A 25,849-nucleotide genomic window follows, 5' to 3' on the forward strand; every position below is an offset into this window, starting at 1 on the left:
CTCCCATGTCTGCCAAGAAACCGAATTTGATCCTGTTCGGCATCGACAGCCTGCGCCGCGACCATATGAGCGGTTACGGCTACGGCAAGCTGACGACGCCTTATATCGATAAACTCGCTTCCGAAGGCGTACTGTTCGAGCAGCATTTCAGCCCGAGCATCCCGACGACGCCGGCTTACGCATCCATGCTCACGGGCAAGGACGTATTTGGTACCGACGTCGTGGCGCTGCGCCACGAAGGTCCACTGGGCGGTCACGTGAAGACGCTGGCCGAGGTGCTGGAAGAGAACGGCTACAACACGACCTGCATCGGTTTCACTGGCAATCCGTCCGCGCGCGGGTTCCAAACGTATCTGAACTACGAATCGTGGGTGCCCGACGCGGAAACGGGCAGAACGCCGAAGGCCGAGAACTTGAATAACGTCGCGATTCCGGAGCTTGATCGGCTCGCGGCCGACGAGAAGCCGTTCTTCCTCTTCCTTCGCCACATGGATCCGCATTCGCCTTACTTGCCGCCGCAGCCGTTCGAGCGCATGTTCTACGGCAAGGACGAGAAGGACCCTAACAATTCGTCGATGGAACCGGTCTACAATTTCAAGCCTTTCGGGGATTTCCTGAAATCGTGGATCGGCGAAGAGGTCACCGACCAAGAGTACGTGACAGCGCAGTACGACGGCTCCGTTGCCTATATGGATATTTGCATCCAGTCGATCTTCACGAAGCTCGAACATATGGGCATCGAGGAGGAGACGCTGATCGTCATTACGGCGGATCACGGCGAAACGCTCTACGAGCACGACTGCTTCTTCGATCATCACGGCCTCTACGATTGCACGCTCGTGGTGCCGCTTATCTTCAAATATCCGGGCCGCGTACCCGCAGGCAAACGCGTCGAGAGCGTCAGCGTCATCGCCGATATCATGCCGACCGTATTGAACTTGCTGGATGTGGATACCGGCGAAACGTACGACGGCCGCAATTTGGTGCCGATGATGAACGGGCAATCCGATCCGTCCGAAGAGCTGACCGAGCTGTACATCACCGAATGCACGTGGATGCGCAAGCACGGCTGGCGCACGCCGGAGTGGAAGCTTATCGTGGCTCTGGAGCCGGACTTCCATGGCAAGCCGGAAGTCGAATTGTACCATTTGATCCGCGACCCCGGGGAGAACGTCAACCTGGCCGAGCAGGAGCCCGCAGTCGTGGAATTGCTGCGCGGACGGATGCTCGATTACATCGCCAAACGCGAAGACCAGGTGGAACGGACGAATCCGATTTACACGAACGTCAATTGGAACGGCCACAACCGTGCTTTCACGTCGTCGGAAGACGCGTACGAGTCGCTCTACATCGGTTCCATCGTCAGTGCCCGCTCGCTGCAGGCGAAGGACAAAGTGAAGGAACAGGCAGAAGAGCAGGCAGAGGAACAAGCGCAGGAACAAGAGAAAGAAACGGTCGGCAATGATTAAGGTCGCGGTCGTAGGCGTCAACAACATCGGCAAAATCCACTGCGAGGCGTACAAACGCCTTCCCGATACCGAGCTTGCGGCGGTATGCGATCTCATGCCGGAACGGGCGGAAACGGCGGGGCGCCTGCACGGCGTTCCGTCTTATACGGACCTGCGCGAGCTGCTGGCACGCGAAAGCGTCGACGTCGTCATCGTGGCGACGGCCGGCGTCGAGAAGGGCAGTCATCACTACGAACCGGCCATGATCGCGCTGGAAGCGGGGAAGGCGGTCTTCGTCGAGAAGCCGCTCTCGAACAATATCGAAGAAGCGCGGCGCATGGTCGCTTTCGCCCGGGAACGTGATCTCGTGCTTGCCTGCAACCTTAACCACCGGTTCACGCCGGCAGCCTACAAAGCCAAGGAGCTTGTCGATGCCGGCAAGCTCGGCTCGCTGCTCTTCCTCAATATGCGGCTTACGATCCGAAATCCGCAGGAGGATACGGAATGGCTGCATATGCGCGCGCTGCATCCGCATTCGATCGATGTCATGCGTTACTTCGCTGGCGACGTGAAGCGGGTGCAGGCGTTCATGACCAAAGCGCCGGGCCGAACGTCGTGGTCGACGGTATCGGTCAATATGGAGTTCGCTTCGGGCGCCGTCGGTCATCTGACCGGCAGCTACGACATGTCGATGCGCCATCCGATCGAGTATTGCGAAGTCGCGGGTCATGAAGGTCGCCTCGTCGTCGATAACGTCTACGAGAGCATGACCTATTACCCGCATCATTCCGATGAGCTGACGGTCGTGCGCAATTCGATATTCGGCGGGATGAAAGGATTCGACGACACGTTCGATCAACGGATCGGCTGTTTTATCGAAGAGCTCAAGAAAGGCGTTAAACCGCAGGAAATTACCGCATCAGGAGCGGACGCGCTCGCGGCCCAGGAAGTCATCGAGGCGGCCATCCGGTCGCAGCAGCTTGGGGGCGCTCCCGTTACAGTCCCTTCGTAGGGATGCTTCAGGAGAGATGGAGGAGAGCATATAATGAACAACAGTCATGGCGCGGTACTTTGGTTCACCGGCTTGTCGGGCGCCGGCAAGACGACAACGGCATCCGCCGTTCTGCAGAAGCTGCTCGAGCGCGGCCGCCGCGCGGAGCTGCTCGACGGCGACGAGATCCGGACCGTCATCTGCAAAGGGCTTGGCTTCAGCATGGAAGACCGTTTCGAGAACGTGAGACGGATCGCCTATATCGCCAATCTGCTGTCGCGCAACGGCGTCGACGTGCTGGTCTCGGCCATCAGTCCATACCGGGCGATGCGGGCTTACGCACAAGAACAGATCCCCGATTTCGTCGAAGTCTATGTCAGCTGTCCGCTTCACGTCTGCGAAATGCGCGACGTGAAGGGGCTTTACGCGAAGGCGCGCTCCGGCGAGATCCAGCATTTCACGGGCGTTTCGGACCCTTACGAGGAGCCGCTGAATCCGAATATCACGCTGTGCACGTCAAGCGCCCCGCTGGACGAGAACGTGCAGACGGTGCTGGCCTATCTGGATCAGAAGAAGCACCGCTTCCATCATCAGCCCGGAAAGGACGCGATCTAACATGAAAATCATCCTGATCTCGCTAGACACGCTCCGGGCTTCGAGGATGAGCGGCTACGGTTACGGGAAACGGACCAGTCCGCATATGGACCGGATCGCGAGAGACGGCGTTCTGTTCGAGCGCGCTTATGCGGCGGACATTCCGACGGAAGTGGCGCACACGGGCGTTTTCACGGGCAAAATCGGCCTGACGACCGGCGTCGTCTCCCACGGCTCCGACTTGACGCATTTGCCGAAGTCGGTGGAATGGCTGCCGAATCTGCTGCGCGGCGCCGGCTTCACGACAGGGGCCGTCGACAATCTGTATCAGCTCAAGGAATGGTTCGCCCGCGGCTTCAACTATTACATCAACACCGTCGGCGGCAACCGCTGGATCGACGGCAGCACGATCAACGGGCTCGCGCTGCCGTGGATCGAACAGCATAAGGACGAATCGTTCTTCCTGTTCCTGCATTATTGGGATGCGCATACGCCGTATTTGCCTCCGGCCTCCTACGTTCCGGAGTTTTACGATGCATCGAAAGATCCGTTCGACCCCGCGAATGCGAGCATGGAGCCGGCCTACAACCATACCGCTTATCCGTTCTTCAAGCATCATCACTACGATCTCGTCGGCCGCGTGACGGATACCGATTATTACGACGCGCTGTACGATGCGGAAATTCGATATTTGGACGATCGCTTGAAGGAACTCGACGATCACTTAGCGAAACTTGGTATACAGGAAGAAACGCTCCTCGTCCTGTTCGGCGATCATGGCGAAAGCTTGACGGAGCATGACATCTACTGGGATCATTGCGGACTCTACGAACCGACGGTCCATGTGCCGCTCATTATGCGCTGGCCGGGACGGATTCCCGCCGGCAGAAGAGTGCCTGGACTCGTCCAACAGGCGGATATCCTCCCGACATTGCTGGATGCCGTGCGCCGCGAAACGCCGGCCGGCATCGCCGGCGACAAGCTGGCCGATCCGGCCGGTTTGGACGGCAAAAGCTTGTGGAGCGCGATCGAAGGGACGTCCGACGGCACGCGCGAATCGTTGTACTTGAGCGAATGCGCCTGGCAGGCGGCCCGCGCGATCCGCAACGATCGCTACAAGCTGATCGTTACGTACGACGCAGGCCCGTTCCGCAGGCCGCCGCGCGAGCTGTACGATTTGTCCGCGGACCCGCAGGAAACCGTCAATCTGGCCGAGACCAGACCGGATATCGCGGATGCGCTGGAGAGCCAGCTGAACGCGTTCGTGGCGAAGAAGCTGGACGGCAAGCCGGATCCGATGCAGGAGCAGCTGACCCGAAGAGGGCTTCCTTTCCGCAGGCGCATCGAACAAATCTTGAACGCCGCCGGGCTGACATGGGAGCAGTGGGAACGCAATCCGGACCGCGCCGTCTTCGATCGCGCGACCGCCGGCATGCAAGGCCATTAACGCCGGTATACGGAGCCGTTATTTGCGCTTGTCAGACACATCGCAGAGGTGGTCGCGCATGAGAGAAAATATTTTGTCCAGCAACAATTACATGAAATCGGAATTTCCGTTCTGGATTACCCGCACGAGCCAAGGCAACATTCTGGAGCATGGCCATGAATTCGTGGAGCTGGTGTTCGTCGTCCGCGGCAAAGGCATGCATCTGTTCCACGGCTCGCGTTACGAGATCCAGACGGGGGACGTGTTCATCATCAATCCGGGGGAAACGCATGCATATGAAGTCGAGCCCGGCGGGCAGATGGAAATCGTCAACTGCCTGTTCATGCCTTCTTTTATTCCGGACGCGCTGCTGGCCGAGCTCGAAATCACCGATTCCATGGATTATTTCTACGTGCATCCCTTTCTGACCCACGATATGCGGTTCAATCACCATTTGAATTTGAAGGGCCAGGAAGCCGTCCACGTGTTGGCCTTGTTGGAAGGCATGATCCGCGAGATTAACGCTTGTTCCACGGGACATAAAACGATCATCCGCCTGCAGCTGATTGAGCTGCTCGTGTTGTTGTCGCGCTACTATACGCTCATGCCGCAGAATCGTTCGCATCCTTCGCCGCGACAATTGGACCGCGAGCTGACGGCGAAACGGATCTACGGCTATCTGGAGCGGAATTACGAGAAGAAAATCACGCTGCAATCGTTGTCGACGCTGTTCAATTCCAGCATCCGGCAGCTGAATCGTCTGATGCGCGAGGAGTACGACCGCAGCGTCTTCGAGGTGCTGCACGAAGTGCGAATCGAGCGGGCGAAGCATCTGCTGCTGGAGACGGACGAGAAGGTGATCGTCGTGGCGACGATGGTCGGCTACGAGGATCAATCGTTCTTCAATCGCTTGTTCGTTCGGCATGTCGGCTGCTCGCCGAGCCATTACCGATCCACCGGCTGAAGACGACTGAAGAGAGGAGCACTGTTCCCCGTGAATGACAGGAAACCGAACATCTTGCTCATTACCGCCGATCAGCTGCGTTACGATTGCATCGGCAGCAGCGGCAAATATCCCGTCCATACGCCTCATCTCGACCGGCTTGCAGAACAAAGCACTTTGTTCTCGCAAGCCTATTCTCATATTCCCGTCTGCAGTCCGGCGCGGCAATCGATGCTGCACGGCAAGCGCCCGGAAACATTCGGCGCGTTGTGGAACTACAACGCCTTCCTGCCCGTCGGCTGCCTGCAGCCGAGCCAATATACGTGGACGGCGGCGCTGGCGGAGAACGGCTACAAGTCGGCTTTTCTCGGAAAATGGGGCGTCAATCCGGAGCAGGATCCAACGGCTTTCGGCTTCATTTCCTACGTAAGCGAGAGCGACTATGCCGCTTTCCGCAAGAGCCGGTATCCGGACGTCGTCTATACGAACGGTTTCATGGGCGAGACGAATCCGATTCCGCTGGAAGACACGGAGACGCACTGGTTTGCCGAGCGGGCGATCGAGACGATGGGGAAGCTGAATGAAGGCGGCGAACCTTGGCATATCGCGCTGCATTTCGCGGAGCCGCATCTGCCGTGCCGGCCTGCCGGCAGATTCGCGGACATGTACGATGCCGCGAACGTGCCGGAATGGGACGGCTTCGGCGAAACGTTCCGGAACAAGCCGTATATTCAACGACAGCAGCTGCTCAGCTGGGGGATCGAGGACTACGGCTGGGAGGATTGGGCGCCTATCGTGGCCAGGTATTACGGGATTATAAGCCAGTTGGACGAGGCCATCGGCAAGGTGCTGTCGGCGCTTGAACGATCCGGCGCGGCCGAGCATACGGTCGTCGTCTTCACGGCCGATCACGGCGATATGTGCGGCTCCCATCGCATGATGGATAAGCATTACATTCTCTACGACGATGTCGTGCACGTACCGTTCATCGTCCGGCAGCCGGGAGGAAGACGGGCAGGGACGGCATCTTCTGAACTCGTGTACAACCTGCTGGATTTGGGGCCGACCTTGTTGGAGCTGGCGGGCGTTGATTCCGGGGACAAGGCGCAGTTTCACGGCAAATCGCTGCTGCCGCTGCTCTCCGGAGAGGCGGACGTTGCCTCGGTAACCTGGCGCGATGCGGTCGTCGCCTCGTATAACGGCCAGCAGTTCGGCTTGTTTACCCAGCGGATGATTCGCACATCGGCGTGGAAATACGTCTGGAACCTGACGGATCTCGACGAGCTGTACAACATGGAGCGCGACCCGGCAGAGCTGGATAATTTAATCGGTCAGGCAGAGCTCGAGGAGCTTGTCACCGGCCTGCGGCGGCGGTTGTATGATCAGCTTAAGACTGACGGCGATCCGGCCGTAAACAACGAGTGGACGCGGCGTCAGCTGTTGACGGGCGCGATTGTCGCCACGCGGGTGCAGGAATGATCTAGATCCTGTATCCTGGATCGCGCGTAGCGACGTTTATTTTGTCTGACGCAGCAGCTTTGAGCATCACTATAACTTAGCGGCCTTCCAAGAACCTCCATCCCGCATACAAACGGAATGGAGGTTCTTGGTTCCTCGCTCAGAAATCGGCTCGTTCATGCTGCGAGAATCGAAGACAATCGTACCTGCGCGTCTAGCTTTTTCCAATGGTTGCTTATATAATGAACTAACGTATGTTAGATAATGTGACATGTAAAGTGGGGGGAGCTAAAGTGCTACAACAACTGTGGAGAAGCAGAAAATCATGGTCCGGTTATGTCATTGTCGTCATTCTGCTGCATATTCTGGGCTTCATCGGACTGGTATCCGCAGCGCGGCACGATACCGCGTTCTGGAGCCTGGGCGTATTGGCTTACACGCTCGGCATGCGGCACGCCTTCGACGTGGATCATATCGCCGCGATCGACAATACGGTGCGTAAGCTTGTGCAGCAGAAGCGCAGTCCGCTCGGCGTCGGTTTCTACTTCTCGCTCGGCCACTCGTCCGTCGTCTTCTTGATGGTCCTTGCCATCGCATGTTCGGTGAAATGGATACAAACGGAATTGCCCGAATTGCAGAAGACCGGAAGCTTAATCGGCACGTCGGTATCCGGCGTCTTCCTCATTCTGATCGGCATTCTGAATTTGATCATTCTCGTCAATCTGTTCGGAATCTTCCGCACCATGCGACAAGGGAAGCAGAGCGGGGAAGAGTTGGAGAAGCTGCTCGAAGCAAGAGGGTTGTTCGCGCGCCTGTTCAAGCCGTTGTTCCGCTTGATCAGCCGCAGCTGGCATGTGTATCCGCTCGGCTTCCTGTTCGGACTCGGCTTCGATACCGCGACGGAGGTTGGCTTGCTCGCTCTATCCGCCGGAGCCGCGAAAACCGCGGTCTCGCTGCTTGGCATTCTCTCGCTGCCGCTCCTGTTCGCCGCCGGCATGAGCCTGCTCGATACGGCCGACGGCATGTTCATGACCAAAGCCTACCGCTGGGCGTTCAATACGCCGCTCCGCAAAATCTATTACAACGTCACGGTCACGACGGTGTCCGTCATCTCGGCTCTATTGATCGGCGTCGTGGAGCTGACTCAGATTCTCTCCGAGCGGCTTCATTGGAATAGTCCCGTATTCGATTGGGTGAACGCGCTCGAGCTGGGAGATCTCGGCTATGTCCTCGTCGGCCTGTTCGTCGTTGCATGGCTCGTATCGTTCTCCGTTTGGAAAACGATGAAGTTCGAGGAACGCTCCGATTTCGCGGGTTAACGCCAAGAGCCCTTGGCATGCTGACGCAGATCTTGCTATAATGATTGCATTCTAATCGAGGTGATCGTATGGCTAAGAAAGATCGACAACGTACGGCCGCGGCGCAAGCGAACGCGCAGCCGAAAGAAGAGAAGCCCGCAACGCTGAAGGACCTGCTCCGGCCGGATGTGCTGGATAAGCTGAAAGCGACCGCGCAGGATCTGAAATCCGCGGAAGAGAAGCGCAGGGAGGATCTCCGGAAACGGGAAGAGGATGCTCGCAAAGCGGAACAGAAGCGGCTGGATAACGACTTTGAATATCTGCTGAACAACAGCAAAATGGATTGGCGTTCTAATAAATAACCATGAATCGTTTTTCTCCGAGGTCTCTGTCCGCAATCGCGGGCAGGGACTTTTTGGCATTCTTTTCGCATACTATTACGAACATCCAAGCAGTTGGACGAAAGCGGCATAACCTGCATAGTAGGAGGTGATTTTATGCCAGCTATATTGCTAGATTCGAAGACTTCCCAGAATGCCAGTTATGCCAACTCGATCGCGATCCCGATTCTGATCATCAACACGCCGAACCTGATCGCCCAGCAAACGCTGAATTTATCGGCGGGAACGGCGGGACAAACCCGTGTAGAATTCTCGGGCGTAGCCGCCATTCAGCTTCCGCTGCTTCCGATAGCGACAACCGTGAACATCTTCGTTACTCGTGGACTGACTGCCGGAGACGTGAACGTTTTCTCGGTGTCGCAAAACTTGGACCTCAGCATCCTCGGACCCCAGGTCATCGCTTTCTCCGGTTCCGATTTCAACGCGCCGAACATTGCAAACGCCGCTTATTCCGCCTTCATTCAGGTCTCGGCCCTCGGTACGATCCGCGTAGGACCGGAAAGCTTTAACTTTACGGCTTATTCGGGCTGACGAAAATTTTTTGAGCAAAGGTATTGTCAAACGGCTGATACATCATGTTATAATGGTCGCAACTTAACCGTATCGGAGGTATCCATTAGACACTATGTGGACTTAATTCCCTGTCGATCATGATTTTCGAATAATGACGAACAGAGATGCTTTGCCTGTGCGCGAAGCGGAATTGGTTACGTGTGTCTAGATGGGATGACTCCCGCTGTCTAACGACGCTTCTTCGGCGTCTGCCTGACTTTGATTGCCGTACATTACGGACCCTGCCTGAAGGATAAGTGTCAGCTTATTCTTCAGGTTGTATGGGCCCGAAATGAAACGCGCAGCAGGATAGGGGATGACAGTTCTATTCATGTCGATCTAATTTCGTTTACTGCGAGTCGCGGGCATAGCCTGCGGCTTTTTTTTTGGTTGTTGTGCGCCGCTGCGATCATGCCTTCTGGCAAGGATCCTGCCGTGCGCGGGCAACGCTCTGCACAACGTTCGATAATCATCGCCCTTGTCAGTTGTTCAACTAACAAATCGGAGTGGTGATGGATATGACCCTACTTACAATTCAGAATCTGAATAAGCAATTCGGCGATCAAACGGTTCTCAAGAAAGTGGACGCGGATATCGCGGCGGGCGAGCGGGTCGGACTCGTCGGCATGAACGGCGCGGGCAAAACGACGCTCGCCAACCTGATTTTCGGCGTTTTGCAGCCGGACGGCGGCAAGCTGACGTATCATGCAGCAAACCTGCGCATCGGCTATTTGCGGCAATCGACCTCCTATACCGTGCATTCTTTCAGCGGCATGATGGGGCTTGTTGACGAAGAGCAAGGCAATCACCGGTTTCTGGAGGTTTCGAGCCATCTCGGCCTGCGTAACGTGAAGGACTGGGAGGAAGCGCGTTTCTCGGGTCTGAGCGGCGGCGAGAAGACGAAGCTGGCCATCGCGCATATTTGGGCATCGAAGCCGGATATTCTGCTGCTTGACGAACCGACGAACCATCTGGATTTCCAAGGCGTCGACTGGCTTCTCGAGGAGCTGCGCGCTTTCGAGGGCACGACGATCATTATCTCTCATGACCGCTACTTCCTGGACGGGGCCGTTGACCGGATCATCGAGCTGCAAGACGGCATGTCCGTTGAATATGCCGGCAACTACACGTACTTCCGCGAGGAGAAAGAACGCCGCTATGCCAGCCAGCTTCATAAGTTCGAGGAGCAACAGAAGTACGAGCGGAAGATCGAAGCGGAAATCAACCGCCTCAAGAACTGGTCCGCGAAGGCGCATCGCGAAGCCGGCAAGAAAGGGAAAATGGCGGAGATGCGCGCGGGCGTGAAGGAATTTTACCGCAGTAAAGCCAAAGCGATGGACAAACAGATCAAGTCGCGTCTCCACCGTCTGGAGAAGATCGATCTCGAAGGCGTGAAGAAACCGAAGGAAGAAGCGAAGGTCGCCTTCGGCTGGGAAAATCCGGGCAAACGCGGCCGCCGGATCATCGAAGCGTCCCGCATTGGCAAAAGCTTCGGCGAGCGCACACTGTTCCAGAACAGCTCCTTCTACCTGCAGCGGGGCGAGAAGATCGGACTGATCGGTCCGAACGGCGCGGGTAAAACCACGTTGATCGAGATGATTACAGGCCGGCAGCCTGTGGATGACGGCGAGTTATGGATCAGTCCTACGGCCAGGGTCGCTTACTTGACGCAGGATGTATCCGATCTTGCAGGGAACCGCTCGGCGCTCGAGCTGCTGCAGGAGACCTTCGCGATGCGGGAGGATGTCAGCCAAGCGCGGACGCTGCTCGCAAATATGGGCTTCGACGCAGCGATGCTGAGCAAGACGATCGAGCAGCTGAGCCTAGGGGAGCGGACGCGAATAAAACTGGCCCAGCTTATTCTGCAGGAGCAGGACGTACTCATTCTCGACGAACCGACCAATCATCTCGATTTGGCAAGCCGGGAACAACTGGAGCAGACGCTGGCCTCTTATGACGGGACGCTTATTATCGTTTCGCATGACCGCTATTTGATCGAGAAGCTCTGCGACAAGCTGCTCATCATCGGCGAAGGCGCCATTCGGCGATGGGAGAGCGGGTACCGCGATTTCATCGTACGGAAGGAGCAGGAGGAAGCGGACGCGGCCGAAGGCAAGAAATATCGCGCAGGGGAAGGAACGGGAGCCGCTCCGCTGTCGAAGGAAAGCAAGCGCCGGCAGAAGCAGCTGCTGGAAGAAGAACTGCTGCTCGTCACGACGCGTATCGCTCTGCTGCTCGGCGAAATCAGCATGCTGAAACCGACGGACAGCCATTATGCGGCGCTGGATGCGGAACTGCGCGAGCATTTGGCGAAGAAGAAGTCGCTTAGCGCCAAGTGAAACTTTTCCACTGTTTCCATCGTATGGATTGCCAGAAGGAGGCGATGGAAGTGAAGCTGTATTTTCGCGACAATTTCTTTAATGCCGGCGTGACGGAAATCGTAAACCAGAACAATGAACGAGCAGGCGAAGTTGACCTTCGCAGCTTGTTCGGTTCAGGGCTGGACGTGTTCGACGAGAGCGGGAGCAAGCTGTTCAGCGGAGGATTCCCGCTTCTGTCCGGCAAGTGGGTCGTCAAGGGACCGTCAGGTGAAGAATGCGGTTTGCTCCGGGCGCGTATGTCGTTCTTCTCGAAAAGATACGAATACGAGGCTTACGAGCGAGGCGTCTATGAAATTACGGCTGGCGCTTTCTCGCAGGAGTACGAGATTGTCGGCGAGGACGGAGGCTTGGCAGCCTCGTTCAGCCGAGTCAGCGGCTTCTTCGAGGCATCCGCGTATTGCCTGGACAATCGCTTGCCGGACTTTAGCGGCTACGAATGGATAGCCGTCATTCTCGGCATGCATGAAATTCAGAAACGCAGGCGCAATGTCTCGAATACGATGTAGAAACCGTTTGCAGCCGTGAATGTCACCGAATTCATTGCCGCATACTAGGTAGGAGGCGCCATTAAGCGATGTTCGGCGCGACAACAGGGCGGTGATGCAGCGTGCAGCCACAAGCAGAGGTTACATTCGGATGGGACATTTATTTGCTCGCGGGGGTAGGTTCGTCAAGGACGATTTTCACGGAATGCATGAAGGATTTGCAGCGCCGATATGCGGAATCCGGCATGAGCTCGCGTATACGCGTCCTGTATCCTTACGGTGATCATACGCAAAATCTCTATTATCAGCTGTTAAAGGTCCGCAAGGATCTATACCGGCTGCGGAAGGCCGTGCAATCGGGTGCGAAAGCGGCATCCGAGCATATCCGGCAATTATCGGCTGGACGGCCCGTCCTTTTCATCGGCCATAGCGGCGGCGGCGTGGCTGCTTACCAGGCCGCGGTAATGCTCGGACAGGAAGGCGTCATTCCGGACTGGCGCGTCGTGCAAATCGGTTCCCCGAGGCTGCCGATCCACGAGGCTTATGCAGACAAAGTGCATTGTATCGTGGCGGTTGACGAGAAAGGCTATTGCGCGGACTACATTACGCGTCTCGGCAGCTGGGGCGGCATCAGCCGCAATCGCTTCGGCATCCCGTTCTGGGATCGGGACAAATACGCGCCGAAGCACATCATCCCGATTCGGACGATCGGGGGCCATCAGCATTATTTTCGAATCGAGGCGCCCTTCGTGCATCCGGAACGGGGCACTAATTTGGGGCTCGTTACGGATACGATTTGGGAACAAGTAGCAAGCAATTTGGGACGCACGATTTCCGGCATGCTCTGATCGAACCGAAGTGGTCCATTAAAAGTTGCGGCAATTGGTACTGTGCATAATGCCAGTTTGTGTATATGATGAGTGAAATCCACTTTCATATGAGGTGCAAACATGGCAATCGAATACCGTATCAATGAACCGCTTCGCGCGCAAGACGTGTCGGACGTATTTAGAAGCTCGGGCATCAAACGGCCAGTCGACGACCTCGAGCGCATTCAAAGCATGATCGATCATGCCGACGTGACGGTTACCGCGTGGGACGAAGAGCAATTAGTCGGCATAGCGAGAGCCATTACCGATTTCTCGTACTGTTGTTATCTGTCTGATCTGGCGGTAAGGATGGACTATCAGAAATCCGGGATTGGCAAGGAACTCGTTCAACGTCTGCGGGAACACTTGGGTGACCAGGTTGCCTTGTTATTGCTCTCCGCGCCCGGCGCAATGGAGTATTATCCGCGCATCGGGTTTGATCAGATCCAGAATGCTTTTCTGATTCCTAGGGTGAAGTGATGGTTTGAGTTAAAGTAAAAGTTCATAGTAAGCGAAAACCGCCTATTCGAGAACGTTTCGAATAGGCGGTTTTTGTTTTTAAACGGATTTATGTCTCTATTAGGTCGTCTTCTTTTAGCGATTGTGTTGTCTGAATCCTTGCGTAATCTGGGTTTTATTGTAAACTATTATTAACTGTACACCGTCTGAAATCGGCTTCATTTTATGAAAGGTGGAGAGTCATGTCTACTTTATTAGCTTTAAATAAAATCATAGCCCCCAGAATAAGTGGGTTAGGTTTTGAATATGCAGGAAAGCCTGACTCGATTAGTTGGGTGTTCTCTAGAAGTTATAAAGAGGCTACTCAGTATATTACTTTTGAAAAAATCGGTGCAAATCCTGATTGCATTCGTTTTAACTTGACGACGTCCGTTAGTAGAGAAAAATTGAGCCATTATCAACTTGATATGGAGCTGGATCCGGTTGGCGTGGTTTATAGCAATCAAGAATCTTTGTACAAGGTTTTGGAGGTATTTGCGTATAATATAATTAATGGTGGTATTGATTGGCTTAATATTATGAGTAAACCAGATGTATCTCCAAGCAAGGAGCTCTATGCAGCGTTTGCTGAAAGTTTAAATTGTAGGACGTTTACCATTCCAGAACATATCTATTCGAGTGATGATTTTATCGAGCAACTACAGATGAGTATTCAAGAGAGGTCATGTGATGGCACAGCGCCTCTAGACTGGGAATTTATCATGAATGCAGCATTCGAGCTTGGGGAGGCAATACGAAGACGTTTCACTGGAGAATGGTTACTATTTGAATCTACCCCTTGCCCCTTTGTTATGAATATTGCAGGTAAGAGCGATTTGAAAATAAATCCGTTATGGGTCATTTCTAATTATTGGGGCAAGCCGCAATATATTCCTTACTCCATTGTGGGTAGGTTTAATCGTATCTCAAGAAAAATGTATTGATTTCCTTTTAAAACGTTAACTTTATTGTTCAACCGAAAAGCCGGCGATAAACGGAAAGTAATCCGTTCGTTCGCCGGCTTTTGGTTTATGTTGCCGATGGATCAGTAACGCCTTCTGCGGCGGCAGCCGGAGCCGCCGCACTGGCAGAAGCAGGGCGCGATTTGCGCTGCGGCTTGAGCATCTCGGCTTCGAACACCGCTTCGAGCTCGGCCATTTTGCGCGCGTCGTCGGTGGCGATTTTGCCCGTGAGCACATGCTCGACGATCAGCGGCCACGTTGGGGTTACTTTCTGCGCGGCGATGATCCGAATCGCGTTCTTCACCAGCTTGCGCTCTTTGGCGTTCGAATACACGTCGACGTATTGCTGGATGCGCTCGAAATCCAAGCTGCCGAACACGGCGCGGAAGATGTCCGCCGTCATGCGGGCGTCGTCCAGGGCCCGATGCGCTTGATTATCTTCGTCCGCGACGATGCCGAGTTCCGCGAGCGCATTTTCCACGCTGACGTCGTTTGTGACGCCTTTGTAACGGATATAACCCTTCAGCAGGTCGTAGTAGTTAACGCCAAGCCAGTACGTATCGTCCAGACCATGCATCCGCGTGTCGAATACGATTCGTTTCATATCCTCTCCGCCCCACGTGATGATCAGAAATTGCTCGCTAGGGCCGAGCCACTTCAGAAACTCTCCGATGACCGCGGGAAATCCGTCGGCGGCGTCGATGCCTTCTTGCGGAATGCCGGTCTTTTTCTGAATGAAATCGTTCAGCTTGGCAAAATAAACCGGCTTCACCAGGGCCGTGAATTGACCCGTCTGCCGAAGTTCCGCATCCAGCCGGACCGCGCCGATTTCAATGACTTCCATGGGCAGGTCGCTGGCGAATTTTCTTCCGTTAAATTCAATATCAAGTACGATGTAGTCCACGTTTTCGTTCCTCCGCTCTAAGATGCTGCACTCCATTCTAACAGAATACCGCACGCCTTGTCGCGGTGCAAAATTTGCGAACGTACCGACGCAGAACCGTCATTGGATTTTGGCATCGGGATGATAGATAATGAGGAAATAGATAGATAGGGGACCGGCGCGGGCAGTTTTACATTAGGAGGGTTGACGTGGTTACATTTCTGCAATTGAATACGATTTTTCTGAGCATGATCATGGAAGCGATTCCTTTCATCCTGCTCGGCGTCATCGTCTCCGGACTTATTCAGACGTTTCTGTCGGAGCGGTGGATCGCCCGAGTGATGCCCCGTAACCGGTTTGCGGCATCGCTGCTCGGCTGCGGAGTCGGCCTATTGTTCCCTGCATGCGAATGCGGCATCGTGCCGATCACGAGAAGGCTGCTGCGCAAAGGCGTGCCGCTTCATGCCGGTATCGCGTTCATGCTGACGGGGCCGATCATCAATCCCGTCGTGCTGTTCGCCACCTATATCGCGTTCGGCAACGATTGGCATATGGTGCTCGTTCGCGGAGGCGCGGCCATCGTCGTTGCTTACATCACCGCCATCATCATTTCGTTCTTGTATCCGAAGCTGCCGATGCGGCTGCACGAGGATGCGGTTATCGTGGAAACGGCCGCGGCCTCAGAGACGGCTGCCTACGCGGCGACCGGCAAGGAACCGTTGTACCGGCGCTTGTATGACGTGATGCTGCACGCGATCGATGAATTTTTCTCCGTCGGCAAGTATTTGGTGCTCGGCGCGTTCATCGCCGCTTCCATGCAGACGTTCATTCCGACGTCGTCGCTGATGAAGCTTGGCGGCAATCCCGTTACCGCTTCGCTTGTCATGATCGGCTTGGCGTTCGTGATGTCGCTGTGCTCGGAGGCGGATGCTTTCATCGCATCTTCGTTCCGCAGCACGTTCTCGATCGGGGCGCTGTCGGCGTTCCTCGTCTTCGGCCCCATGGTCGATATCAAGAATACACTCATGCTGCTCGGCGTATTCCGCGGCAAATTCGTGCTCGTGCTGATCGGGCTGATCGTCGCAAGCACGCTTGGCGTATCGCTGCTCGTAGGGAGGCTGCTCGGATGATGCGACTTTATGTATTAGCTGGATTCGCCTGCTTGTTCCTCATGATGAACATGAACGGAAACTTGAACAAATACATCAATACCAAATATGCGTATTTGTCGCAGAGCGCCATCGTGCTGCTCGCCATCCTGTTCGTGTTCGAGTTCATCCGGCTCTACGCGAAGGAGAGGGAAGCGGGGAAACGAAAGGCGAAACTGGCGGCGGATGCGGAAAATGGTGCAGGTGGCCATGATCACGCTCATCTAGGCGTTAAACACGCGCACGATCATCATGACCACGCGCATGATCATCATGATCCTGAACACGATCATCACAGTCATTCACATGATCATCATGATCACTCGCACGATCACCACGGCCACTCGCACGATCACCATGGCCATTCGCACGATCAGCCGATCCGCTGGAAAAGATACCTCGGCTACGGGATTCTCGTATTCCCGCTGCTGACCGGATTCTTCCTGCCCGTGCAGACGCTGGATTCCAGCTTTGTCAAAGCGAAGGGCTTCTCGTTCCCGGATTTCAACGTGTCCGCAGACAATCCCGGCTTTCACCAATTTCTGAAGCCGGACACGAGCGTCTTCTACGGCAAGCAAGGGTATGCCAAAGTGTCGAAGAAGGAATTGAACGAATTTCTGACCATGAAGGATGTCCAGCTTACGGACGTCAATTTCTTGAAAGGCTTGGAGTCGCTGTACAATTTTCCGGATGCGTTCATCGGACGCGAGGTCAGCTTCGACGGGTTTATTTATAAAGGCGATCAGGTGGAAGGCAATCAATACTTCGTCTTCCGGTTCGGGTTCATCCACTGCGTGGCGGATTCCGGCGTATTCGGGATGCTGGTCGATTTCCCGAAAGGCTCGACCTTCCAAAACGATCAATGGGTGCATGTAACCGGCAAGCTGAGCTCGGAATTTTACCAGCCGTTCAAGCAGACGCTGCCCGTCCTCGAGGTGAAGGCGTGGAATGACATTTCCAAGCCGGAGGATCCATACGTATATCGCGCATAATGAACGACAAGGCGCCGCGCTCCCTATGAAGGGACGCGGCGCCTTGTCGTCGTAAATCTCTTATTCGTCATCGGTTTCGATCCGAACCGAGGCTTCGTTCGAGAAGACGGAAGAGGATGCTTCATTCGTGTTCACCATATAGTTGTAAGCAGCCCGAACGCGGAACCGAATCCGATGCTGGAGCGGGTGACGGTCAACGAGGAGCCTGTAAACGATCGTCGCCGCTTCGTCCGGTCCAAGCGAGCCGACCGCGATCGTGGTGCCGGAAGAACCGGGGACGGGTCTGCCGTTCACGACTACGCTGCCTGGCACGAGCTCGGTCTCGCTTGGGATAAAGTCCTGCAGCGTCACGTTAGCCGCATATTGGCCGCTATTCGTGATCCGCACCTCGGCGATGAACGTCCCGCCGGCTTCGGCGAGCGGCGGCTTCGCTTCCAGATGCGCGGCGATTATCGGATAGACGAGCCGGACGTCGACCGTATTGGTCGCCAAAGTGTCGGTCACGGTCATGCCGCCCGGCAATTGAAAGGTATGTGCCAAGATCGCGAGGTTGGGAATATTCGTTTGCGCGGGCGGGATGACCGCTCGGGTGACGGTGACTTGGAACGCGAGCGTAAACGACAAGCCAGGCGGCAGTGATCCGAGCGTTATGCCGTTCTCCGGGTCCGCGATCGGAATCGGGCGGCCATTCAAGAAGGCGCTGCCCTGCACGAAAACCGTATTCGGCGGGATTAAATCCCGCGCGATGATCGTCGTCTCCAGCGTTCCCGCATTGGTGACGACGACGGTATAGCTCAAGATGTCGCCGATCGTGGCCAGTACGGGCGTCACGCTCATGACGGCTTTCAAAGCAGGACCGGAGACGATGACGGTGACGGGATTAGAAGTCGCGAATTGATCATATTCCCCGTATTTGAAGAGAAACTCGGCTTGGTTCGTCAATCGCGTGTGCACCGGAACATCGAGCACGACCGCATTGAACGCGATCTGTTTGGAGGCTCCGGGCTCAATCGTGCCAATGGGAATGCCGTTGGCCGGCGAAGCAGAAGGATTGCGCACGCCGCCGACCGTTACGCTTCCAGGGACGAAGCCGACGCCTTGGGGGAGCGGGTCGAGCAGCAAACTTTGCCTAATGGATTCGGAGCTTTCGTTCGATACCAGGATACTGTACGCGATCATGTCCCCGACGAAAGTGACGGCAGCCGAGACGCTCTTGTGCACGGAGACGGCCAGCACGCCAACAGGCAGGGATAACGCATTGGACAGCGAGGATCCGGTAATGACTCGGTGATCCAAGGTGACGAACTCATAGTCCGCCCTCGCTTGGTTGACAAGAACGCCGGAAGGCGGGACCGAGGTCAGGATCACCTGAAAAACGATCGCGTACACGCTGCCTGGATTCACCTCGCCTAGCGGAATGCCCGCTCCCGGCGTGATGCCGGGAACGGGCGCTCCGTTGACGAGAATGCTGTTTGCGACGAACGCGGTTCCGGAAGGGAGGCTGTCGTATACAATGACATTCGCCGCCCGGTTTCCGCTGTTGCTTACCGTAAGGACATAGGTAACCGGAAGCGACAGTCCGGCTTCTGCAGACATGGCCGACTTGACGATGGCGATGCTGGGACCGTTAACGATGGTGTTTACGACGTTGGAATAGGAGAAGCCGGTTGCAGAGCCGGAGCTGAAAGTCACGACCGACTGATTGCGAATCGTCGTCGGCAGGCTCTCTTCTTCGATCATAGGACGAGTACCTGGAACGTGATGGTCGAAACGCCTCCGGCCGCAATCGTGCCGACGGAAATACCGCTGTTCGGGCTGTCGAGCGGTCTGGAGACGTTGTTGACGACGACGCTGCCGGCGATGAAGCTGACGCCGGCCGGAATCGGATCGACCATTTGAACGTTATTGACAGGCTCGATCCCGTTGTTCGTGACGACGATCGTGTACGTGATCGTATCGCCGCTGACGGCATCGATCGCGTTCGTCGATTTGACGACCGAGACGTTCGGCGCGGAGACCGGAATGACGACCGTATTCGAGAGAACGGTGCCGGTGAGCGTTCTGCCGTCCGGCGGCGAGAACGAGTAGTTCGCCGTAGCTTGGTTGGCGAGCTGCTGCGGCGAAGGCAGGGCATCGACCGTCACCTGCAGCGTAATGATGACGTTTACCGTCGATCCTGGCGGCACGCTGCCGATCGGAATGCCGGTCGTCGGATCGGCGCCGGGCTGTGGCACGCCGCCGACCGTGACGCTGTTCGGCACGAAATCCGCACCCGTAGGCAGCGTATCGAAGATGGTCACGGTTGCAGCCAAATTCCCCGTATTCGTGACGTCAAGCGAATACGTGATCGTATCGCCGACCGTGGCATTCGACGTGCTCGCGCTCTTCACGACGCCCAGGATCGGGTTGTAAACCGGCGTCGTGACGGTATTGGACATGCTCGTTCCGGAGAACGCGCCGGACGTGAAACTGACATTCGACATGTTGCTGATCAGCCCGCTGGCCGGCAGCGTGTTGACGACGATGTTGAAGGTAACCGTAGTCGAAGCGCTCGGGGTCAGCGCGCCGACTGGAATGCCGGAGGCCGGATTGTCGTTCGGCCGCGAAACGCCGCCAACGACGACGCTGCCCGGCACGAAGGACGTTCCCGCCGGCACGAGGTCGCTGAGCACGATGCTGTTCACGTTGGCAAGGCTGACGTTGGTGATGACGTTCGAGTACGTGACGATGTCGCCGATGACGGCATCCGTTGCCGTCGTGCTTTTCACGACCGACAGGTTCGGCGAGCTGACGCCGATCGACAAGGTGTTCGAGAGCGAGCTTTGCGAGAAGGAACGGTTATCCGGCAATGTATACAGATAGTTGCCGGTCGCTTGGTTGACCAATTGCTGCGCGGCGGGAAGCGTGTTGATCAAATATTCGAACGTCGTCGTCACGCTGGCGCCCGCCGCGATCGTCCCGATGCTGAAGCCGACCGAAGGATCCGCGCCTGCCTGAGGCTGACCGTTGACCACGACGCTGTTCGGCACGAACGTCGTGCCGTCGGGCGTATTATCCAGCATGGTCACGAGCGCGGGATAATTGCCGCTGTTCGTCGTAACGACCGTGTAACTTACGTTGCCGCCGACGACTGCAGGGTTCGTTACCGAGCTCTTGGCAAGCGAGATGACCGGCTGATACACCGGCGTCGTAATCGTGTTTGAGAACGTGACGGACGAGAACACGCCCGACGTAAAGCTGACCGAAGAACGGTTGCTGACTAGGCCGCCGGCAGGGACGGCATTGACAGTGACGCTGAACGTGACCGTAACCGAGCCTCCGGCCGGGATGGAGCCGAGCGAGAAGCCCGCGGCCGGATTGGCGGTCGGCTGCGTGACGCCGTTGATCGTGACGCTGCCGCTGAGGAACGACGTCCCCGTCGGAATCGGATCGGAGAAGATGACGTTGTCGACCGTCGCGATGCCCGCGTTGGATACGAGAATGGCGTACGTGAACGTGTCGCCGATCGTCAGCGCCGTGCTCGCCGTGCTCTTGGCAACGGTGACGTCCGGCGAGGAGACCGGGAACGACAGCGTATTCGAGAGGGCCGATCCGTTCAGCGTACGGCCGTCCGGGAGGGTGTAAGCGAACGCTGCCGTCGCCTGGTTCGAGAGCTGCTGGCCGGGCGGGAGCGAATTGATGACGACCGAGAACGTGACCGTGCTCGTCGCTCCAGGGAAAACGACGCCTACGGGTATGCCGGTTACGGGGTCCGTTCCAGGCTGCGGCGCACCGTTCACGATGACGCTGTTCGGCACGAACGAGACTTGCGGAGCGATGGTATCCGTCAGCGTCGCCAACGCTGCGTAGTTGCCGGTGTTCGAGACTGCGAACGTATAGACGACCGTTTGCCCGACGGAAGCATTGGTCGTATTCGCCGACTTCGCGACGCCGATGACCGGCTGGTAGACAGGGATCGAGACGCCGTTCGAGAAGGCGGAGCTGGAGAACGCGCCGGACGTATACGTGACGGATGCTTGGTTCGCGATGACTGCCGGCGACGGCACGGAAGTGACCAGGAGCGAGAATGTCACGGGTACGGTGGCGCCGGGATTGATCGTGCCGATGTTTACCCCGGATACCGGATTGGCGTTCGGGATGACGATGCCGTTGACGGTGACGCTGTTCGGTACGAAGGCAGTGCCGTTAGGGAGCCCGTCGAGGAAAATCGTGTTCGTTATCGGCGCAATCCCGCTATTGGTCACGTTGACCGAGTACGGAATCGTATCGCCGATCGATACCGCGGTCGAGGTCGAGCTTTTGACGACGCCGACATTCGGAGACGAGACCGGGATGGACAGCGTGTTCGACTGCGCCGATCCGGTGAGCGTCCGACCGTCAGGCGGCGTAAAGGTGTAGGTCGAGGACGCTTGGTTGACCAGGAACTGCGGCGAAGGCAAGGAATCGATGACGACGGAGAACATGACGAACACCGTGCTGTCCGGATTGACCGTTCCCGCGTTGATGCCGCCGGTAGGCGTTGCGCCAGGCTGCGGCGTGCCATTCACGATGACGCTGTTCGCGACGAACGTCGTTGTCGGCGGAACCGTGTCCGTCACGGTGACGTTTGCCGCCAGATTGCCGGTGTTGCTGACCGCGATCGTGAACGTTACGGTATCGCCGACGGTAGCGTTGGCCGTATTGCCGGTCTTGACCATGCCGATGATCGGCTGGATGATCGGCGTTGTCGTCACGTTGGACGACGATGTGGCGGAGAAGGAGCCGGATGTGAAACTGACGGTCGATTGGTTATTGATTTGATTGGAAACAGGCATCGTTAACTTCACCTCATAGGTCACGGTCGCGGAGGCGTTTGGCCCCAAGGAACCGATCGGAATGCCGGCGGTCGCATCCGCCTGTGGAACTGAAATCCCGTTCACCGTTGCGCTGCCGGCGACGAAGGTGGTGCCTGTAATCATGGCGCCGACGAAAGTGACATTATTGACGGTCGCGATGCCATTGTTCGTGACGACGCCGGTGTAGCGGATCGTGTCTCCGGTTACGGCATCGACAGCAGTCGTACTTAAGACGACGGATACGTTCGGTGCCGAGACGGGTACGGAAATCGTGTTGGACGATGCGGTTCCGTTCACGATTCGCCCGCCGGGCAGCGTATACGTGAACGCGGCGCTGCCTTGATCGACGAGCTGCTGCGGCGTCGGCAGCGAGACGACGGACACGACGAAGCTGACGGTGGCCGCCCCCGAAGGCGGGAGCGAGGCGATGAAAATGCCGGTGACGGGGTCCGAGCCCGGTACGGGTGTGCCGTTCAGCTGGACCGAGTTGACGACGAAGGAACTTCCGGCGGGAATATTGTCCCGTACGGTCAACTGCGCGGCGATATTGCCGGTGTTCTGCAGCTGCAGCGTGTAGACGATCGCGTCGCCGAGCGTCGCCGCGGGCTGATTCACGCTCTTGACGATGGATATGATCGGCTGGAAAACGGGAATGACGACCGTGCTGGAGAACGACGAGCCGCTGAACACGCCTGACGTGAAGCTGACGGCGCCGCGGTTGCTTAGCGTTCCGTCCGGCGGGATGGAGATGACGGAAACCTGAAACGACACGACGACGGTTGCCGAAGGCGCTATCGTGCCGATGGTAATGCCCGTGCTCGGGTTGGCGGACGGCGCCGAAACGCCGCCGATCAATACGCTTCCTGCGATGAAGGTCGAGCCGGACGGAATCGGGTCGGATACGATGACTTGATTGACTGGCGTGATGCCGTTGTTCGTCACGCTGAGCGTGTAGGTGATTGCATCGCCGACGGTCGCGACCGACGCGCTCGCGCTCTTGGCGAGCGATACGTTCGGCGAGGAAGCCGAAACGGAAACCGGGTTCGACGCGACGCTGCCGTTAAACGTCCGGTTGTCCGGCAGCGTGTACGCGTAGCTCACCGTGCCTTGGTTGACGATGTTCGGCGGGTTCGGCAACGATTGAATCAGCACCGAGAACACGACGGTCGCCGTCCCGCCCGCCATGACGACGCCTACGGGGATGCCGGTCTGCGGCGTCGCGCTGCCATTCGGCACGCCGTTCACGGTGAGGGTGTTCGGCACGTACGTCGTCGAAAGCGTCAGCGGGTCCGTCAACGTCAGTAATGCCGCGTAATTGCCGGTGTTCTGGATGGCGAACGTATACGTGATCGTGTCGCCGACGGTCGCCTGCGTTTTGTTGGCTGATTTCTGCGTGGCGATAATCGGCAGATCCACGGGAAACGTAACGAGATTGGAGAGCGTCTGGCCGCTGAAGGTACCCGAGTTGTACGAAACGGTCGCCTGGTTGTTGATTACGGCTGGACTCGGCAGCGAATTGACGAGCAGCTGAAACACGACCGTTACGGAAGCGCCTGCGGCAATCGTTCCGATCGCGATGCCGGCGGCGGGAGAAGCGCCCGGTTTCGCCGCGCCGTCGACAGTAACGGAGTTGGCGACGAAGCTGGTGCCTGCCGGAATAGGGTCCGTAAACGTCACGTTCGTTACGCTGGCGATGCCTGTATTGGACACGACGGTCGAGAACGTCACGGTATCGCCGACGGTCGTGACGGTCCGATTCGAGCTCTTGACCGCGTTAACGTTCGGAGTCTTCACGGGAATCGTGAGCGTATTGGACGATGCGGAACCGCTCAGCGTCCTTCCGTCCGGCGGCACGTACGTGTAAGCGGCGGTTGCCGTATCCGTCAATTGCGGCGGCGAAGGCAGCGAATTGACGAGCACCTGGAACGTGACCGTCTTCGTCGTGCCGTTCGCGACGGCTCCGATATTGACCCCGGTTGCCGGATTGGCGCCGGGCTGCACGACGCCATTGACGGTGAAACTGTTCGCGACGAACGTGCTCCCTGCCGGAATATTGTCCGTTAGCGTCACGTTCGCGCTTATGCTGCCGGTGTTCGCCACTTGAACCGTGTACGTGACGTTGGAGCCGACGGAAGCGTTCGCCGTATTGGCGCTCTTCGTCAGCGTCAGCACCGGCGCATAGACGGGCGTATTGACCGTGTTTGACAGAATGGTGGCCGTGACGGTGTCTCCGCCGGAATTGATCTGGTACGAGAAGGAAGCGCGCGCCGTATTTGAAATTTGCGGCGGACTCGGCAAGGAGGTGACGGTGGCTTTGTATGTAATCGTGATAGAAGCGCCGAATCCCAATGTCCCTACCGGGGCGCCTGCTGCAATGTCATAGGTCGGTTTGGCGACGCCGCCCACGGTTACGCTGCCTGCCACGAACGTCGCCCCCGTGGGCAGGGTGTCGGCGAGGACGACGCTTGTCGCGTTCGCCGAGCCGTTGTTCGTGATCGTGACGCTGTAAGTGATCTGGTCGCCGATAACGGTCCCCGTCGCGCTCGCGCTCTTCGAGACCGTGACGGCCGGGGCATTGATGTTGATTTGCAGGCCGACGCCGTTGACGACGTAAGCATCGCCTGAAGTCGTCAGCTGCAGGACGGCCGATGATTGGTTGTTCGCGAGCCGTGCGGATACGTCGACGTTCGTGATGTCCCAGCCTTGCCGGCCGCCGACGATATTCGTCCCCGGCGCGCCGTTCACCTGGTTGCGCGTGCCGAACGTGCCCGTCGTGTCCAGATTGCCCGCATCGTTGTTGATCTGGGAGGCGAAGAAGTTGTTGGCGAAATTGTTCGGCCCCGACAACGCAACGAGCGAAGCGGAAGTCGGGCCGAACAGCGCCTGATCGCCGGTGCGCGTCGCGTCGCCTTCCTGCGCGCTGAACTGCGCCCGGCCGCTGAGCGCGCCGGATAACGGCGTGGCGAAACCCGTGATTGTCGTGGATACGGGCGGGGAATCCGCAGTGACGAGTACGCCTCCGACGCGCAGCGAAATATTGCGGAATGGCAGCGTCGCGTTATTGTAGATCACGCACAGCGTCCAGCCGGCATGGTTGGTGGTCGGATCGGTCACCGTATTCGTTCCGACGACGCCGCCGACCGTATAGGTGCCTGCTCCGGCTGCGGCGACGAGCGATGTCACGATGGCCGAGCGCATATAAGCGTTCGAGCCGTTGCCGAGATCGAAGACGTTGCTCGTGACGGGATCGGGACTCATGCTGGAGCTTGAACCGGTCGGCAGCGTGAAGGTGACCGGATTGTTGATCGCGGCCGTTAAATTGACGCCAGGGACGATATAGGTACCGCCCCAGATTAACTCCGCATAGATGACGTTGCTGCCAGCAGGCATCGTAAGAATCGCGGACGAATTATTGGACAAATAGCTGTTTGTCGTTCCGAAGGGATATGTTCCGAACCTGACGGCCGTATTGGTCGTGATGAATGCACCGATGCTGTCCTGCGTGCCGGGCACGCCTTCAGTTGTCGAACGGCTGAGCCCGAGCATGTTCCCGGTGAAGGAGATGGCGCCGTTCGTATTGAAGACGGCACGAACTAAGAGAGCGATTTTCCTCACCCCTAATCGCGTAAGTCGCTATATACACTATAGGAGCCTATGCGGGGAGCGGATGCGTTATGAAGTCGGT

Annotated in this window: 19 protein-coding genes; 16 read left to right on the plus strand and 3 right to left on the minus strand. The window is 57.1% G+C overall.

Translation table 11 applies throughout. From position 1 onward, the window contains the following. Nucleotides 1-5 precede the first annotated feature (5 nt). From GZH47_RS30120 to GZH47_RS30185, 14 genes are all read left to right on the plus strand, one after another. Nucleotides 6-1,469: a sulfatase family protein gene (locus GZH47_RS30120; protein WP_162644781.1), complete on the plus strand. Its 1,464-nt coding sequence runs from the start codon at nt 6-8 to the stop codon at nt 1,467-1,469. Beyond that, nucleotides 1,462-2,460 (plus strand): Gfo/Idh/MocA family protein, encoded by a 999-nt coding sequence (locus GZH47_RS30125; RefSeq protein ID WP_162644782.1) that lies wholly within the window; start codon nt 1,462-1,464, stop codon nt 2,458-2,460. The genes GZH47_RS30120 and GZH47_RS30125 overlap by 8 nt, the downstream gene beginning before the upstream one ends. Before the next feature lie 33 nt (nt 2,461-2,493). Then, nucleotides 2,494-3,054, plus strand: a complete 561-nt coding sequence (gene cysC, locus GZH47_RS30130) for an adenylyl-sulfate kinase (protein WP_162644783.1) — start codon at nt 2,494-2,496, stop codon at nt 3,052-3,054. Between the two features lies 1 nt (nt 3,055). After that, the gene (locus GZH47_RS30135) at nt 3,056-4,480 is read left to right on the plus strand and encodes a sulfatase family protein (protein WP_162644784.1); all 1,425 of its coding nucleotides are present in this window, start codon (nt 3,056-3,058) and stop codon (nt 4,478-4,480) included. Nucleotides 4,481-4,538: 58 nt separating this feature from the next. After that, nucleotides 4,539-5,423 carry an AraC family transcriptional regulator gene (locus tag GZH47_RS30140; protein WP_162644785.1) on the plus strand — a complete coding sequence of 295 codons (885 nt, stop codon included), beginning with the start codon at nt 4,539-4,541 and terminating at the stop codon, nt 5,421-5,423. 30 nt (nt 5,424-5,453) lie between these two features. Then, entirely contained in the window at nt 5,454-6,881 is a 1,428-nt protein-coding gene (locus GZH47_RS30145; RefSeq protein WP_162644786.1) for a sulfatase family protein, read from the plus strand. Between the two features lie 272 nt (nt 6,882-7,153). Then, the gene (locus tag GZH47_RS30150) at nt 7,154-8,179 is read left to right on the plus strand and encodes a HoxN/HupN/NixA family nickel/cobalt transporter (RefSeq protein WP_225446282.1); all 1,026 of its coding nucleotides are present in this window, start codon (nt 7,154-7,156) and stop codon (nt 8,177-8,179) included. 68 nt (nt 8,180-8,247) lie between these two features. Next, nucleotides 8,248-8,520 (plus strand): YqkE family protein, encoded by a 273-nt coding sequence (locus GZH47_RS30155; protein ID WP_162644788.1) that lies wholly within the window; start codon nt 8,248-8,250, stop codon nt 8,518-8,520. Nucleotides 8,521-8,655: 135 nt separating this feature from the next. After that, nucleotides 8,656-9,090 carry a hypothetical protein gene (locus GZH47_RS30160; protein ID WP_162644789.1) on the plus strand — a complete coding sequence of 145 codons (435 nt, stop codon included), beginning with the start codon at nt 8,656-8,658 and terminating at the stop codon, nt 9,088-9,090. Between the two features lie 539 nt (nt 9,091-9,629). Then, the gene (gene abc-f / locus GZH47_RS30165; RefSeq protein WP_162644790.1) at nt 9,630-11,450 is read left to right on the plus strand and encodes a ribosomal protection-like ABC-F family protein; all 1,821 of its coding nucleotides are present in this window, start codon (nt 9,630-9,632) and stop codon (nt 11,448-11,450) included. Nucleotides 11,451-11,500: 50 nt separating this feature from the next. Then, entirely contained in the window at nt 11,501-11,998 is a 498-nt protein-coding gene (locus GZH47_RS30170) for a hypothetical protein (RefSeq protein ID WP_162644791.1), read from the plus strand. 101 nt (nt 11,999-12,099) lie between these two features. Next, nucleotides 12,100-12,825 carry an alpha/beta hydrolase family protein gene (locus tag GZH47_RS30175; protein ID WP_162644792.1) on the plus strand — a complete coding sequence of 242 codons (726 nt, stop codon included), beginning with the start codon at nt 12,100-12,102 and terminating at the stop codon, nt 12,823-12,825. A 102-nt stretch (nt 12,826-12,927) separates the two neighbouring features. Then, entirely contained in the window at nt 12,928-13,326 is a 399-nt protein-coding gene (locus tag GZH47_RS30180; protein ID WP_162644793.1) for a GNAT family N-acetyltransferase, read from the plus strand. Between the two features lie 221 nt (nt 13,327-13,547). Continuing rightward, the gene (locus GZH47_RS30185) at nt 13,548-14,288 is read left to right on the plus strand and encodes a hypothetical protein (protein ID WP_162644794.1); all 741 of its coding nucleotides are present in this window, start codon (nt 13,548-13,550) and stop codon (nt 14,286-14,288) included. A gap of 85 nt (nt 14,289-14,373) precedes the next feature. Here GZH47_RS30185 and GZH47_RS30190 read toward each other — a convergent pair whose 3' ends face one another. Then, nucleotides 14,374-15,210 carry a 3'-5' exonuclease gene (locus GZH47_RS30190; protein ID WP_162644795.1) on the minus strand — a complete coding sequence of 279 codons (837 nt, stop codon included), beginning with the start codon at nt 15,208-15,210 and terminating at the stop codon, nt 14,374-14,376. A gap of 188 nt (nt 15,211-15,398) precedes the next feature. Between GZH47_RS30190 and GZH47_RS30195 the strand changes: the two genes are divergently transcribed. Next, on the plus strand, nt 15,399-16,319 hold the full coding sequence (locus tag GZH47_RS30195) for a permease (RefSeq protein ID WP_162644796.1): 921 nt from the start codon (nt 15,399-15,401) through the stop codon (nt 16,317-16,319). Further along, nucleotides 16,316-17,329 (plus strand): TIGR03943 family putative permease subunit, encoded by a 1,014-nt coding sequence (locus GZH47_RS30200; RefSeq protein WP_162644797.1) that lies wholly within the window; start codon nt 16,316-16,318, stop codon nt 17,327-17,329. The genes GZH47_RS30195 and GZH47_RS30200 overlap by 4 nt, the downstream gene beginning before the upstream one ends. A gap of 60 nt (nt 17,330-17,389) precedes the next feature. On the opposite strand, the gene GZH47_RS30205 is transcribed toward GZH47_RS30200, so the two are convergent. Further along, on the minus strand, nt 17,390-19,069 hold the full coding sequence (locus GZH47_RS30205) for a DUF11 domain-containing protein (RefSeq protein WP_162644798.1): 1,680 nt from the start codon (nt 19,067-19,069) through the stop codon (nt 17,390-17,392). Beyond that, the gene (locus GZH47_RS30210) at nt 19,066-25,779 is read right to left on the minus strand and encodes a DUF7507 domain-containing protein (RefSeq protein WP_162644799.1); all 6,714 of its coding nucleotides are present in this window, start codon (nt 25,777-25,779) and stop codon (nt 19,066-19,068) included. Before GZH47_RS30210 ends, GZH47_RS30205 begins: the two co-directional genes overlap by 4 nt. Between the last annotated feature and the right edge of the window lie 70 nt (nt 25,780-25,849).

Origin of the sequence: Paenibacillus rhizovicinus (assembly GCF_010365285.1) — a bacterium.
GTDB lineage: Bacteria > Bacillota > Bacilli > Paenibacillales > Paenibacillaceae > Paenibacillus_Z > Paenibacillus_Z rhizovicinus.